The organism is Pseudomonas protegens, from assembly GCF_003732485.1.
GTDB classification, from domain to species: domain Bacteria; phylum Pseudomonadota; class Gammaproteobacteria; order Pseudomonadales; family Pseudomonadaceae; genus Aquipseudomonas; species Aquipseudomonas protegens_B.
Map to the genome: position 1 here is coordinate 96530 of NZ_MOAK01000074.1, position 12774 is coordinate 109303.

The 12774-nt window shown below is 63.4% G+C and carries 16 protein-coding genes; 7 read left to right on the forward strand and 9 right to left on the reverse strand.

All coding sequences use genetic code 11. The features are described 5' to 3' along the window. Positions 1–1157, forward strand: a 1157-nt coding sequence (locus BLX41_RS20305) for an NAD(P)/FAD-dependent oxidoreductase (RefSeq protein ID WP_259745034.1), incomplete at its 5' end; no start/stop codon positions are given. Between the two features lie 113 nt (positions 1158–1270). Next, positions 1271–2047: an AraC family transcriptional regulator gene (locus BLX41_RS20310; protein ID WP_123726326.1), complete on the forward strand. Its 777-nt coding sequence runs from the start codon at positions 1271–1273 to the stop codon at positions 2045–2047. 7 nt (positions 2048–2054) lie between these two features. Here the strand turns inward: BLX41_RS20310 and BLX41_RS20315 are convergent, their stop codons facing one another. From BLX41_RS20315 to BLX41_RS20345, 7 genes are all read right to left on the reverse strand, one after another. After that, complete coding sequence (locus BLX41_RS20315) at positions 2055–2828, reverse strand: GNAT family N-acetyltransferase (protein ID WP_123726327.1); 774 nt, start codon at positions 2826–2828, stop codon at positions 2055–2057. A 149-nt stretch (positions 2829–2977) separates the two neighbouring features. Further along, the gene (locus BLX41_RS20320) at positions 2978–3502 is read right to left on the reverse strand and encodes a DUF4142 domain-containing protein (RefSeq protein ID WP_123726328.1); all 525 of its coding nucleotides are present in this window, start codon (positions 3500–3502) and stop codon (positions 2978–2980) included. 180 nt (positions 3503–3682) lie between these two features. Further along, positions 3683–5032: a sensor domain-containing protein gene (locus BLX41_RS20325; RefSeq protein ID WP_123726329.1), complete on the reverse strand. Its 1350-nt coding sequence runs from the start codon at positions 5030–5032 to the stop codon at positions 3683–3685. Between the two features lie 104 nt (positions 5033–5136). Then, positions 5137–5775, reverse strand: a complete 639-nt coding sequence (locus tag BLX41_RS20330) for a LysE family translocator (protein ID WP_123726330.1) — start codon at positions 5773–5775, stop codon at positions 5137–5139. A 126-nt stretch (positions 5776–5901) separates the two neighbouring features. Then, the gene (gene fos, locus BLX41_RS20335) at positions 5902–6318 is read right to left on the reverse strand and encodes a fosfomycin resistance glutathione transferase (RefSeq protein WP_123726331.1); all 417 of its coding nucleotides are present in this window, start codon (positions 6316–6318) and stop codon (positions 5902–5904) included. 3 nt (positions 6319–6321) lie between these two features. Next, on the reverse strand, positions 6322–7053 hold the full coding sequence (locus tag BLX41_RS20340) for a PA3715 family protein (RefSeq protein ID WP_123726332.1): 732 nt from the start codon (positions 7051–7053) through the stop codon (positions 6322–6324). Positions 7054–7063: 10 nt separating this feature from the next. After that, positions 7064–7801 carry a PA3715 family protein gene (locus BLX41_RS20345; RefSeq protein WP_123726333.1) on the reverse strand — a complete coding sequence of 246 codons (738 nt, stop codon included), beginning with the start codon at positions 7799–7801 and terminating at the stop codon, positions 7064–7066. 200 nt (positions 7802–8001) lie between these two features. Here BLX41_RS20345 and relB point away from each other — a divergent pair, with 200 nt between their 5' ends. After that, the gene (gene relB / locus BLX41_RS20350) at positions 8002–8241 is read left to right on the forward strand and encodes a type II toxin-antitoxin system RelB family antitoxin (protein ID WP_123726334.1); all 240 of its coding nucleotides are present in this window, start codon (positions 8002–8004) and stop codon (positions 8239–8241) included. Beyond that, a complete protein-coding gene (locus BLX41_RS20355) occupies positions 8231–8515 on the forward strand; it encodes a type II toxin-antitoxin system RelE/ParE family toxin (RefSeq protein ID WP_123726335.1) in 285 nt (94 codons plus the stop codon). Before relB ends, BLX41_RS20355 begins: the two co-directional genes overlap by 11 nt. Before the next feature lie 51 nt (positions 8516–8566). Here BLX41_RS20355 and yiaY read toward each other — a convergent pair whose 3' ends face one another. Further along, positions 8567–9715: an L-threonine dehydrogenase gene (gene yiaY / locus BLX41_RS20360; protein WP_123726336.1), complete on the reverse strand. Its 1149-nt coding sequence runs from the start codon at positions 9713–9715 to the stop codon at positions 8567–8569. A 156-nt stretch (positions 9716–9871) separates the two neighbouring features. Here yiaY and BLX41_RS20365 point away from each other — a divergent pair, with 156 nt between their 5' ends. Continuing rightward, on the forward strand, positions 9872–10891 hold the full coding sequence (locus tag BLX41_RS20365) for a DUF4917 family protein (protein ID WP_123726351.1): 1020 nt from the start codon (positions 9872–9874) through the stop codon (positions 10889–10891). A gap of 110 nt (positions 10892–11001) precedes the next feature. Here the strand turns inward: BLX41_RS20365 and BLX41_RS20370 are convergent, their stop codons facing one another. Continuing rightward, the gene (locus BLX41_RS20370) at positions 11002–11544 is read right to left on the reverse strand and encodes a helix-turn-helix domain-containing protein (RefSeq protein ID WP_123726337.1); all 543 of its coding nucleotides are present in this window, start codon (positions 11542–11544) and stop codon (positions 11002–11004) included. A gap of 161 nt (positions 11545–11705) precedes the next feature. On the opposite strand from BLX41_RS20370, the gene BLX41_RS20375 reads away from it, so the two are divergent. Both BLX41_RS20375 and BLX41_RS33790 read left to right on the forward strand, forming a co-directional pair. Further along, the gene (locus BLX41_RS20375; protein WP_123726338.1) at positions 11706–12488 is read left to right on the forward strand and encodes an aldolase; all 783 of its coding nucleotides are present in this window, start codon (positions 11706–11708) and stop codon (positions 12486–12488) included. Positions 12489–12521: 33 nt separating this feature from the next. After that, positions 12522–12774, forward strand: a 253-nt coding sequence (locus BLX41_RS33790) for a dihydrodipicolinate synthase family protein (protein ID WP_185073698.1), incomplete at its 3' end; no start/stop codon positions are given.

Consider the following 12774-nt stretch of genomic DNA (forward strand, 5'->3'; position numbering starts at 1 on the left):
ACAACCCGCGGCCCGGCGGACAGATCTGGCGCAATGGCCCCGGGCACCCGCCCACCGCCCTCCAGGCCGAGCGTTTCAAGGTTCTGCAGCACCCGGCGCTGCGCTACCTCAGCGCCACCCGCATCATCGCCGCCCTGGGCCCGCAACGCCTGTTGCTGGAGGACGCGCAACAGGCCTGGCAAGTGGATTTTGAACACCTGATCCTGTGCTGCGGCGCCCAGGAGCTGCTGCTGCCCTTTCCCGGCTGGACCCTGCCCGGGGTCACCGGTGCCGGGGGCCTGCAGGCCCTGCTGAAGAATGGCCTGCAAGTGAATGGTAAAACCCTGGTGATCGCCGGCAGCGGTCCCTTGCTGCTGGCCAGCGCCGCCACCGCGCGCCAGGCCGGCGCCCACGTGGTGCGGGTGCTGGAACAGGCCCCCGCGACCTCCTTGCTGGGCTTCACCGCCCAGCTGTGGCGCTGGCCAAGCAAGCTGGCCCAGGCCCTGAAGCTGGCTACCCCGGCCTACCGTTGCAACGCCCATGTGGTGGAGGCCCTGGGGGACCGGCAGTTGCAAGGGGTACGCATCCGTCAGGGCCGGCGCAGCGAGGAAATCCCCTGCGACTACCTGGCCTGCGGCTTCGGCCTGGTGCCCAATACCCGTCTGGCCAGCCATCTGGGCTGTCACCTGGAACACGGTGCCATCGCGGTCGACCAGCAGCAGCGCAGCAGCCTGCCCCAGGTCCTTGCCGCCGGTGAATGTACCGGCATCGGTGGCAGCGAGCTGGCCCTGATCGAAGGCGAGATTGCCGGCTGCGTCGCCAGCGGCCAGAGCGTCCGCGCCGCCGGCCTGATCCGCCAGCGCCAGCACTGGCAGGCCTTTGCCAGGCAGTTACAGCGTCACTTCGAGCTGCAACCGCAGATCCTCGAACTGGCCCGACCCGAGACGCTGCTGTGCCGTTGCGAAGATGTGCCCTACGCTGCGGTGGCGGCGGCAGCCGATTGGCCCAGCGCCAAATTGCACAGCCGGTGCGGCATGGGGGCCTGCCAGGGCCGGGTCTGCGCCAGCGCCGCCCAGCGCCTGTTCAACTGGCCCATAGTCGCCCCGCGAACGCCGCTGGTCCCGGCCCGGGTTGCCACCCTGATGCTCGACGAGACCTGCCACGACACCGCAGACTGAGCCCCTGAACCCACCCTGGCCGGGAACACCCGGCCAGCTTGCACAGCCCTTTTGTACCCCCTGGCTTTATCGACACAGATCCATCCCCCAAGCCCCCTAGAGAGAGGCCGACGATGATCGATAGCGCACAGCTCCACCACTTGCCCAGGGCCATCGCCGCCCAATCCCTCGGGGACATCAACAGCCTGCTGGCCAGCATGGCCCCGATCACACCCCTGCTGGACTGCATTCCCAGCGCGGTGTTCTTCATCAAGGACCTGCAGGCCCGGTACCTGATCGCCAACCTGACCCTCGCCCAACGCTGTGGCTACAAGAACATCCGGCCATTGCTCGGCAAGACCTCTGCCGAAGTCTTCCCGGCGGTACTCGGCCCGGTCTACACCGAGCAGGACCAGCGCGTGCTGCGCCAGGGCATCACCATCAAGGGCCAACTGGAATTGCACCTGTACGGCAGCCGTGAACCCGGCTGGTGCCTGACTCACAAACTGCCGCTGTATGGACGCGACGGACAGATCATCGGCATGGCCGGCATCTCCCTGGACCTGCAGGCAGCCCGTGACACCCATCCGGCCTACGAGCGTTTGGCGGCCGTGGACCGGCATATCCGCGAGCACTACAGCGAAGCCATCCGCCTGCAGGACCTGACCCGCATCGCCAACCTGTCCACGGCGCAGCTGGAACGCTACTGCAAGCGCATCTTCCACCTCACGCCCCGGCAGATGATCCACAAGGCACGCCTGGAACACGCCTCACGGCTGCTGCTGACCCAGGAGCCCATCACCGAGGTAGCCCTGCAATGCGGCTACACCGATCACAGCGCCTTCAGCCGGCAGTTCAAGTCCCTGACCGGACTCAGTCCACGACAGTTCCGGCTCAACGCCACGACTTAGCCCGGACTTACTCCCGGCAGAAGGTGCAATAGTCGAACAAGCCCGTGAAGCCGACCTTGCGGTAGATCGACAGGCCGTCGAGGGAGGCTTCGAGCACACAGATTTTCGCGCCCTGGGCCTGGACCAGGCGCAGCACCGAGTGGATCAGCGCCGTGGCATAGCCCCGCCCCTGGCACTCCTGCAAAGTGCCGATATCATCCAGCCGCGCCACCCCCGGTCCCAGGGACAGCGTCAGGGCGCTCACCGGGCGCTGGTCGACATACAGAGTGAAATGGCGCAGCGCCCTGCCGGCCCGCAACGCCGCCCGATGCCGCTCCAGGTACAGCTCGATCCCGCCGCCACTGGGCTCGAACGCACTCTCCACCGGTCCCCCCCAATCATCCAGATGCTCATCGGTACAACGCACGTCCGCCAGTGACGCCGGTACTTCCTGCGCTTCATAGGTCGCCAGGTCCAGCACCATGCAGGTGGTCTTGTCCGCGGGCATCAGCTGCTGCTGTTGCAACTGCAGGCTGACCCGCGGCACCTGCGCCTGGGGGATCACCACACAGAACGGCATGCCGGTGCGCTGCAGGAACGCCACACCCTCGGCCAGTTGCTGACTGTTGTCGCCATCCTGGTCCTTCATCATCAACAGATTCAGGCTGCTGGCCTCAAGCCCGGTGCAATAGGCACTCAGATCGGCGCCGAAGCGTCGATAGAACTGAGAGATGGAAACGAAGAAATAGTCTTCCGCCTGGTGATACAGATCGATGATCGACGCGCTGGGTGCCTGCACCATCCGCTACCTCCTTGAGCCTCGCGACGCGCCATGCGTCGCCTGATCCGGGCCACGTTAAGCCCACAGGCCCAGCGGCTCCAGCACAATCCTGTTTTATTGTGCGAAGGAATGTTCTGAGGTGTAAGCAGAAGGCGCTCGTCGCTCGACGTTCAACCATCCAGGCGATCGGTGGGGCGTCCGGCCTGGATGGCCTTGGCCATTTGCAGGTGGTTCTCCAGCTTGGGCAGGGTTTCCTCGGCGAAAGCCTTGAGCTCCGGCACTTCACTGGTTTGCGCCTGTTGCTGGATCTGCCGGATCGCCGCTTCAGTGGCCTTGATCTGGTTCGCGGCATAGGCGCGGTCGAAATCCGCACCCTCGGGCACCTGTGGCATCAGGCGCTTGGCCTGGTCCACTACCTGCTCTCGGGGGGCCACCGGCAGGTCCAGCTGCCTGGCGATTTTTGCCAGGTGCTGATTGGCCGTGGTGCGATCGTTGATCACCTGAATGGTGTATTCCTTGACCGCCCGGGACGAGGTTTGCCGATGCGCCAGGCGGCTGGCTTCGATATCGGCCATGCCCTTGGCCGAGGCGTCGTCGATAAAGGCCGCGGGGGACTGGGCCAGGGCGTTGCTGGCGCCAAGGGCCAGCAGCAGTGCCAGGCCGGTGCGGCCGATGATAGTGACCATGGAGTGCATGCTAGGGATCTCCGGTTGCAATTGAATCCGGCAGGAGCCGCAGCTCCCGCCTGCATTGGGAAAACCCGGCGGCGCAAAGGTTTAGAAAAAACCGCGCCGGCACGACGAACGGTGAGCCCTGAAAAGTCCGGCCAGCGGCCCCGAGCCCATCGCCATCGGAGCGACACAAGGCACACCCGCTCAGGCCTTGGAGCGGCTTTTCTGCCCTCGCTTGGCGGCGTACATGGCCTCATCGGCATGCTTGAACAGCTGCTTTTCCTCCAGGCCGTGCTCGGGGTAAAGACCAATGCCGATGCTCGGCAGGATGCTCAACGAATGGCCATCCAGGCGCAGCGGTTGATTCAACGTGCGGCGGATCTTGTCCGCCACCCGCTCGGCATCCTCCGCGTGCTGCACGTTCTCCAGAAGGATCACGAACTCGTCGCCACCGATCCGGGCCACGGTGTCGGCTTCCCGGACACATCCCTTGAGGCGATTGGCCACGGCCTGCAACAGCATGTCGCCCACTGCATGTCCGCAGGTGTCGTTGACCTCCTTGAACTTGTCCAGGTCGACATACAGCAGGGCCATGCGTCCCGACTCCCGCCGGGCCCGGGCCAGGGCTGACTTGAGGCGCTCGCGCAGCAGCTCGCGATTGGGCAAATGGGTCAGTTGATCGTATTCGGCCATGTAGTGCAGGCGGGCGTGCAGTTGTTTACGTTCAATGGCCGTGGCCAGTTGAGCGCTGACATACAGCAGTAATTCCTGGTCCTGCTCGCTGTAGCCTTCGGCACCCGGCGCGCTCTTGACCATCAGCACGCCAATGGTGCCCTTCTGGGAATTGAGTGGCACACCGAGCCAGCAGCGCGGTCCCTGGATCGCCGCGAACTCGCTCCAGAGCACCCGGTTCAGGAGGCATTGCGGCGCCAGCAGCAAGGGTTGGCCACGCTGCAGCACCTCGTTGCAGAAACGCTCGATCAGGGTTCCCGGCATTTCCGGGCTGCCTTCGCAATCATCGACATGGTAGGGAAAGCTCAAGCTCGCGGCGCGCTCGTCATACAACGCCAGGGAACAGTTCAGCGCCGGCAGCCACTCACCGATGATCCGATGCACATGCCTGAACAGCACCAGCAGGTCTTCGGTGGCATGGGCCGCTTCGGAGATCGCATACAGCGCCGCCTGCCGCGACTCGGCCTGCTTGCGTTCGGTAATGTCCCGGGCCACGGCGATGCGCAACTGGTCCACTTCCGACCAGCGCGCCGACCAGAGAATGTGTGCCACCCGCCCGTCCTTGCGCAGGTAACGGTTCTCGAAATTCGGCTTGGGCACGCCCCCCATGATTTCCCGGGCGGCCTGCAGGGTGCGCTCACGATCGGCCGGGTGCACCAGTTCGATCATCGGCCGGCCGATCAGCTCATCGGCGGTGTAGCCGAAGACCCGCTCGCAGGCGGCACTGACAAACACGAAGCGCCCATCGATATCCACTGCGCACACAACGTCCAGAAGCAGATCGATAAAGCTCGCCAGAGGCGCGGAATTGTTGGTTGCCATCAGAGAAAGCTACTACCCATGAAAAATGCACTGAGTACCCATCCCTTGAGCCCGGTCAGGTGGGGTTGCCACCGACTGCGCACCGTCGCAACCCGCGCGGTGCGTTATGCCTTGTTACCGATCAACCCCGGCACTGCATGCAACAGGGCATTGATCGCAAAACCGATGAACATCACCCCGCAGACCCGGGTGATCGCCAGCTCGTGACGCTGATACCAACTGCGTACCTGACGCGCACCGACCACGCCGATGAGAATAGCGTAAGCGCCGAGGCCGCCAAGGAAGCTCAGGGCAATCAGGCCGGGAAGCATGGACCAGCTGAGCAGCTCCGCACGGCTGGACAGCAGGGCGGTGAACGTCGCCACCGCCACCGGATAGGCCTTGGGATTGGTCAGGCCGAAGATGATCCCGTGCCAGAACGGATTGCGCGCAGCGCCCTGAGGCTCATCGCCATTGCTACCACGACTGCGGATCGCCCGCAGCCCCAGCCAGAACAGGTACAGACCGCTGAGCACACCGAGGATATTGAAGGCGTCGCTGCCGACTTCCCGGGCGCCGACAATGGCGATCAGTGCCGTACTGCACCAGACCACATCGCCCAGCAGGTGCCCACAGAGAAACCCGGCGCCGGCCTGGCGACCACGGGAGGCGCCAATACCGAAGACCGCCAGGACTCCGGGACCGGGAGTGATCGCGTAAATGAAACCCGAGGCAATAACGGCCAGCAACAGCGATGAGGTCATCAGCAAGACTCCAGAACGGATGCACCTCACGGCAACGCCAGGCACAGAATGAATCTGGCGGATTCTGCACGATCAAGGCAGCTTGCCACCAGCCGCTTTCGTCAGCTGCTTCCCGGTAGCGGCGCCTCAGTCGGCGGGGTAAAAGCGCATTCCTGCGTAAGGATGTTCGCGACAGGCCCGTAATCGCGAGGCCAAGTCACCGACATGGGCCTCCAGTCGATACCCGTCGGGATCGAGAAAATAAAACGATGCGCCCTCGCTGCGGTTGTCGCGCCACTCCGGCACTCGCGCCTCACGCAGGCGCTGGACCAGCGCTGCAAAATCCGCAGCGCCGACACCAAAGGCGTAATGGGTGTAATCGGCAACTGTCGGTGCCTGCCGGTGCGGGTCCAGGGACAGGCACAGCCACAGTCCCGGCAGTGACAGGTAGGCGCCTGCATCCCAGGTGGCCTCCAGACGCAGTTGCAACAGCGAGTGATAGAAGGCCAGGCTGCGGGGCAAGTCGCTGACCGCCAGGGTCAGGTGATTGAGACCGGTGAGCATCGATTACTGTCCTTTCAGGGCTTTGCTCAGTGCATAGCGCTGGCCGTCATAATGCAGGGTCGCCAGCGTGTTCCTGGGCGGCAGATCACGGCTTTCACAGCCATCACGGCCCTTGAAATGCCTGGTGCTGACTTCACGGGTACGCACGATCAGATCGGCGTAACCGTTGCGCTGGCCACTGCCGACTTCCAGGGTCCGGTGCAGGGTCCGGGAGCGGCCCACACATTCGCCGCCCCAACCAAACTCACCGTTGCTCTCATCCACCACCAATCCTTCCAGCAGCGGCAGGACCTCCTTGTCTTCACGTCGATACAGCGTCAGCACGCTTTTCTCGTAGGGCATGGCACTGGAGCTGTGGTGATAGAGAACCCGCAGGCCAAAGGCCCGCTGCTCTTCGTTCAAGCGGTAGCGCCCGGTGTCGATCTGCAGCCCTTGCAGGGCCACGGCATCGGAGAACAAAGCGGAATCCTTGTAATTGCTGGCCAGGGTCCAACCGGAGTCGATGTCCTGCAGCGATACGTCCAGGCTGTAGCTGCTGACGTCGCCAGCCTGGCTCCCGGGCATGGGTGTGGCCCGGGCACTGATGCTCAGCTCCGGCTCCGCAGGCCAGGGCTTGCAGACATGGAGCTCTCCGGGGATATCCGTCGTGTTGTCACAGCGCGCCTGCGCCGCCGTGACACCCCCCAACCCGGCACAAAGGGCCAGGCCCAAGCCGCATGATTCAAGCCACTTCATCAAAACTCCTTCAGATACCGCTGTAACCATTGGGCAGGACGTAACGCTGGCCATCGTAATGCAGCGTGATAAGCACCGGCTTGGCGGTCACGGACTTGGACTGGCACTCCTCCCCGACTTTTTCGCTCCGGGTACTGACGCTGACCGAGCGCACGATCAGGTCGGCATAACCATGACTGCGGGTCTTGGCGATATCCAGGGTGCGAGTGGTTTCAGTGCCCTCGCCGGTGCACTGCCCATCCCATTCGCCGTTGTAGGAGTGGGCCAGGAACTTCTCCAGCACCGGGCGCAGGGTGCTGCCCTCGCGCACGTAGAGACTGAGCCAGATCTGATTGAAGGGGTTGACCCGGGAGGAGCCCTCGAACGCCGCCCGAACCCCGAAGGCCCGCACTTGTGGCGCCAGTTGGAAGCGCCCGGTGTCGAGCTTCACGCTTTCCAGGCGGAAGGCGTCGGAGATGAAAGCCACAGGCTGCCGATAACTGGCCAGGGGCTTGCCGCTGTTGCGCTCCAGCACCGCCAGTTGCAGGTTGTAGGTGCCGTCACCGTTGCCGGTGTCGCTGGGGTCCGGGACCTGTTCCGACAGCAGGCTGATGCTCTGATCGTCAAAGGCCGGCCAGTCCTTGCACAGGGAAAAGCCCGGAACCTCGGCGTTGCGTGGCGGCGGCAGGCACTGGGCCGCGACGGATGTGGTGCCGGCCAGCAGCGCCAGGCTGCCCAGAAGCGGGATCAGAGAAGAGCGACGGAACATTCACGACTCCTTGTGACAGGCGGATACAGCGCGATTTCAGGTCGCACTATCCTCTGCCCCGTCGACGCTTTCAACGCTGGGAGCAGGCGCGTGGGAGTGACCTTGCCTTGTAACAACTGCAGGCCTGACGAATGGCCGGACCTGGGCTAGGGTATGACAAGGTAATATGCTGTATTACACACCCTTACAACGAGACCGCCATGTCCATCATGTCCCTGCGCTTGCCCGATGAACTTGCTGAAACTCTGGCCCAGCTGGCAAAGGCCACCGGGCGCAGCAAGTCGTTTCTCGTCGTGGATGCACTGCGTGAGTACCTGGCGCGGGAAGCCTGGCAGATCGAGGAAATCCAGAAGGCCCTGAACGAGGCCGACGCAGGTGACTTCGCCAGTGCCGAAGAAGTGGCGGCCATCGCCGGCAAGTGGACCGACAATGCGCATTGAATGGCTACGCAGCGCCCTGAACAACCTGGACGCTGAGGCCCGTCATATCGCCCAGGACGATCCCTGGGCCGCGGGGGAATTTGTCAGGGCGCTGTTGATCAGTATCGAGCAACTGGCCCGGTTCCCCTCAAGCGGCCGCGAAGGCCGCCTGCCCGGCACCCGGGAATGGGTAGTGCCGGGCTGGCCTTACCTGATTCCCTACCGGGTGCGCGGGGACCGGCTACAGATTCTGCGAATTTTCCATACCCGCCGTCAGCCCCCGGCACGTTGGTAAACGCTTCACTTGTAGGAGCTGGCTTGCCAGCGAAACGGACCTACCCGTTCCTCAAAACGCGCTACGAAAAATCTCTTCGATCTGCCGCTGCTCCGCCGGACGCGGGTTGGTCAGGCCACAGGCGTCTTTCAGGGCATTGGCCGCCAACACCGGAATATCCGTCAACTTGGCACCCAACTCCCGCAAACCGGCGGGAATTTCCACATCCCTAGCCAAAGTGCGAATCGCCGCGATTGCCGCCTGAGCCCCCTCTTCCGGGCTGAAACCACGAATGTCCGCGCCCAGGGCGTGGGCCACATCGGTCAGGCGCTCGGCACAGACACTGGCGTTGAAGCTCTGCACATGGGGCAGCAGCACCGCGTTGCACACCCCATGGGGCAGATCATAGAAACCGCCCAGTTGGTGAGCCATGGCATGCACGAAACCCAGGGAAGCGTTGTTGAAGGCCATGCCGGCGAGGAACTGCGCATACGCCATGTTCTCCCGCGCCAGCAAATCGCTGCCGTCGTGCACCGCCTGACGCAGGTTGGCGCTGATCATGCTGATGGCTTTGAGCGCACAGGCGTCGGTGATCGGGTTGGCGGCGGTGGACACATAAGCCTCCACCGCGTGGGTCAAGGCGTCCATGCCGGTGGCGGCGGTCAGGCCCTTGGGCATCGCCACCATCAGCGCCGGATCGTTGACCGACAGCAGGGGCGTGACGTTGCGGTCGACAATGGCCATTTTCACGTGGCGCGACTCGTCGGTGATGATGCAGAAGCGGGTCATCTCGCTGGCGGTGCCGGCGGTGGTGTTGATGGCAATCAGCGGCAGTTGCGGCTTGGTCGACTGATCGACGCCTTCGTAATCGCGAATATGCCCGCCGTTGGTGGCACACAGGGCAATGCCCTTGGCGCAGTCATGGGGCGAGCCGCCGCCCAGGGAAATCACGAAATCGCACTGGGACTGCTGCAACTGCGCCAGCCCCTGCTCGACGTTGGCGATGCTCGGATTGGGCTTGGCGCCATCGAAGATCACCGAGTCGATGTCCTGCATGGCCAGCTTCTCGGCGATCATGCCCGCCACCCCCGCCTTGGCCAGGCCGGCGTCGGTGACGATCAGCGCCTTGCGAAACCCGTAATTGCGAATGGCGCTCATGGCCTCGTCCAGGCAATCGATGCCCATGATGTTGACGGCTGGGATAAAGAAGGTGCTGCTCATGAGGAGGTCTCCAGGCGAATGCCCAATGCGGGTGTCGATTCATGTCTGCCCGACAGGATCGACTCATCGGTCACGGGCGATCTTGATCTGGCTCAAGGGTCGGTCGTGATAAAGTCGGCGCCCTGATTACCTTCTGCCTTGAGACCAATGACCGCGATGACGGATTTCCAGGAATTTGACGCCGAACTTGAAGACTGGAACGCCCTGGTCACCAGCACACCGTTCAATGGCCTGCTGATCGGCAACGGTGCCAGCCGTGCCATGTGGGAGGATTTTGCCTACGACTCGCTGTTCGAAAACGCTCGCACAGTGGAAGAAAAACCCCTGAGCCAGTCCGAGCTCAGCGTCTTCGAAGCCCTGCAGACCCGCAGCTTCGAACAGGTATTGGGCGCCCTGAAAACCACCAGCCGGGTCAACAAGGCCCTGGCCGTAAGCTCGGCGGCACCGCGCAACCGCTACTACGCCATCAAGGAAGCCCTGATCAACACCGTGCATGCGGTGCACATCCCCTGGCGCCTGGTGCAGCCGCAATGCCTGGCGGCGATCAACCAGGAACTGCGGCGCTATCCCACGGTGTTCACCAGCAACTACGACCTGCTCAACTACTGGGCGGTGCAGCATGACGCCGAAGGTCTGTGCGACCTGTTCCAGGGCGCCGATCCGGCCTTCGAACCGGGCGTCGCCAGCACCGGGCAGACCCGCGTCCTCTACCTGCACGGCGGTCTGCACCTGGTGCGCAACCTGGACGGCAGCGCACGCAAACTGAGCTCCACCGAAGGCACCCTGCTGGGCAGCTTCGCCATCAACAACACCCTCAAGACCCTGGATGACGTGCCGCTGTTTGTCAGCGAAGGGCCCCTGGCGGACAAGCTCAAGACCATCCGCAGCTCGGACTACCTGTCGTTCTGCTACCAGCAACTGCTGGACCACAGCGGCGCCCTGTGCATCTTCGGCCACAACCTCGGCCCCCAGGACCAGCACCTGGTGCAGGCGATCCGTCAGTCGGCCACCAAGACCCTGGCCATCTCCATCTACCCACGCAGCGCGGCCTTCATCCAGCACCAGAAGCGCCACTACGCCAAGCTGTTCGAGGGCCTGGACCTGAGCCTGCGCTTCTTCGATTCCAAGACCCACGCCCTGGGCAACCCGGCGCTGTCAGTCCCCGTAGAACACTGATCAGCCCCGCAGATCTCACGACTGGCGCAGGCGCTGGTTTGCCAGCGAAGGCGGCCACAGAAGCAACCCAAGGCTCCACCGCCCGGCCTGCTCCTAGCGGATGAACGCCTTCAGTCCTCGCTGCTGTGCACCACCACCAGCAACTGCGCCTGCTCGTCCCCCAGGGAGCGGATGCGATGGGGCTTCTGGGCATTGAAGTGCAGCGCGTCGCCACGGTTGAGAATCACCCGTTCGTTCATGAAGTCCACTTCCACCTGGCCTTCATGGACAAACAGGAACTCCTCCCCCAGGTGTTCCTTGAAGGTCTTGTCACTGAACTCTTTGGCCGGATAGATGATGAACGGCAGCAGATTGCGTTCACTGACCTGATGGGCCAGCACCGCATATCCCGGCGTCTGCCCGTTGGCTGCCAATGACTGGCGCTCGTCGCTGCGCACCAGGCTGTAACTGTCCAGGCTGATGCTGTCCTCGGCGAACAGTTCCTCGACCTTGACGTTCAGCGCCTTGGCCAGCTTCAAGGCGGCGGCGATCGATGGCGTGTTCAACCCGCGCTCGACTTTCGACAGGTAGCTCTTGGTCATCCCGGATTTTTCGGCCAGGGCCTCCAGGGTCACGCCAAGTTTTTTTCTCAATAATTTCAAACGGATAGACATGTGGAGCGATTAATCCATCTAGAAAACAACGATTGGCGCTTGCCAATGACACAAAGTGTCATATAGCCTCTTTAGTGTCATCAGCATTCACCCAACGACCTTGCAAGTAACAGGTGAAGTGCAGACCCGACGTCCATTGCACCCTCACCAAGGACCCCGATATGGCCAAGACATTAGCATTGCCCAAGGACCAACTGGTCAAGCAAGCCCTGACCCAGATGCAAAATACCCTGGCGGATAATACGTGGACCGACCGGCAAAAGCTGGCCCTGACCTGCCGCATTCTGTTCGAGAACGGTCACGACTCGGGCCTCGCCGGGCAGATCACCGCCCGCGGGCCGCAGCCAGGCACCTACTACACCCAGCAACTGGGCCTGGGCTTCGATGAAATCAGCGCCAGCAACCTGCTGCTGGTCAACGAAGACCTGGAGGTCCTGGAAGGCCACGGCATGCCCAACCCGGCCAACCGCTTCCACAGCTGGGTGTACCGGGCCCGGCCGGACGTGAACTGCATCATCCACACCCACCCGACCCATGTTGCCGCGCTGTCGATGCTGGAAGTGCCCCTTGAGGTATCCCACATGGACCTCTGCCCGCTGTACGAGGACTGTGCCTTTCTCGAACCCTGGCCCGGGGTGCCAGTGGGCAACGAAGAAGGCGAAATCATCTCCGCAGCCCTGGGCGACAAGCGCGCGATCCTGCTTTCCCACCACGGCCAGCTGTCCACCGGGGCCAGCATCGAGGAAGCCTGTGTCATCGCCCAACTGATCGAGCGCGCGGCCAAGCTGCAACTGCTGGCCATGGCTGCCGGCACCATCAAGCCGATCCTCCCGGAGCTGGGTCGTGAAGCCCACGACTGGATTTCCAAGCCCAAGCGTCACGGCGCGGCCTTCAACTACTACGCGCGGCAAAACCTGAAAAAACACGCCGACTGCCTGAACTGATCCACACCCTTATGCCTTGCTAGGAGTTGCACCATGTCCACACCCGATATCCACGGCATCATCGGCTACACCGTCACCCCCTTCGGCCCTAACGGCGAAGGCCTGGACCTGGATGCCCTCGGGCACTCCATCGACCGCATGATCGACGCCGGCGTCCACGCCATCGCCCCCCTGGGCAGCACCGGCGAAGGCGCCTACCTCAGCGATGCGGAATGGGATCAGGTCGCCGAGTTCAGCATCCGCCACGTGGCCAAACGCGTGCCGACCATCGTCAGCGTTTCCGATC

What these genes read in the sequence shown, in the direction of transcription:
- BLX41_RS20310 (WP_123726326.1), top strand. Translation starts at nt 1,271, where the DNA reads ATGATCGATAGCGCACAGCTCCACCACTTGCCCAGGGCCATCGCCGCC.
- BLX41_RS20345 (WP_123726333.1), bottom strand. Translation starts at nt 7,801, where the DNA reads ATGTTCCGTCGCTCTTCTCTGATCCCGCTTCTGGGCAGCCTGGCGCTG.
- BLX41_RS20355 (WP_123726335.1), top strand. Translation starts at nt 8,231, where the DNA reads ATGCGCATTGAATGGCTACGCAGCGCCCTGAACAACCTGGACGCTGAG.
- relB (WP_123726334.1), top strand. Translation starts at nt 8,002, where the DNA reads ATGTCCATCATGTCCCTGCGCTTGCCCGATGAACTTGCTGAAACTCTG.
- BLX41_RS20340 (WP_123726332.1), bottom strand. Translation starts at nt 7,053, where the DNA reads ATGAAGTGGCTTGAATCATGCGGCTTGGGCCTGGCCCTTTGTGCCGGG.
- fos (WP_123726331.1), bottom strand. Translation starts at nt 6,318, where the DNA reads ATGCTCACCGGTCTCAATCACCTGACCCTGGCGGTCAGCGACTTGCCC.
- BLX41_RS20370 (WP_123726337.1), bottom strand. Translation starts at nt 11,544, where the DNA reads ATGTCTATCCGTTTGAAATTATTGAGAAAAAAACTTGGCGTGACCCTG.
- BLX41_RS20375 (WP_123726338.1), top strand. Translation starts at nt 11,706, where the DNA reads ATGGCCAAGACATTAGCATTGCCCAAGGACCAACTGGTCAAGCAAGCC.
- BLX41_RS20365 (WP_123726351.1), top strand. Translation starts at nt 9,872, where the DNA reads ATGACGGATTTCCAGGAATTTGACGCCGAACTTGAAGACTGGAACGCC.
- BLX41_RS20330 (WP_123726330.1), bottom strand. Translation starts at nt 5,775, where the DNA reads ATGACCTCATCGCTGTTGCTGGCCGTTATTGCCTCGGGTTTCATTTAC.
- BLX41_RS20320 (WP_123726328.1), bottom strand. Translation starts at nt 3,502, where the DNA reads ATGCACTCCATGGTCACTATCATCGGCCGCACCGGCCTGGCACTGCTG.
- yiaY (WP_123726336.1), bottom strand. Translation starts at nt 9,715, where the DNA reads ATGAGCAGCACCTTCTTTATCCCAGCCGTCAACATCATGGGCATCGAT.
- BLX41_RS20325 (WP_123726329.1), bottom strand. Translation starts at nt 5,032, where the DNA reads ATGGCAACCAACAATTCCGCGCCTCTGGCGAGCTTTATCGATCTGCTT.
- BLX41_RS20315 (WP_123726327.1), bottom strand. Translation starts at nt 2,828, where the DNA reads ATGGTGCAGGCACCCAGCGCGTCGATCATCGATCTGTATCACCAGGCG.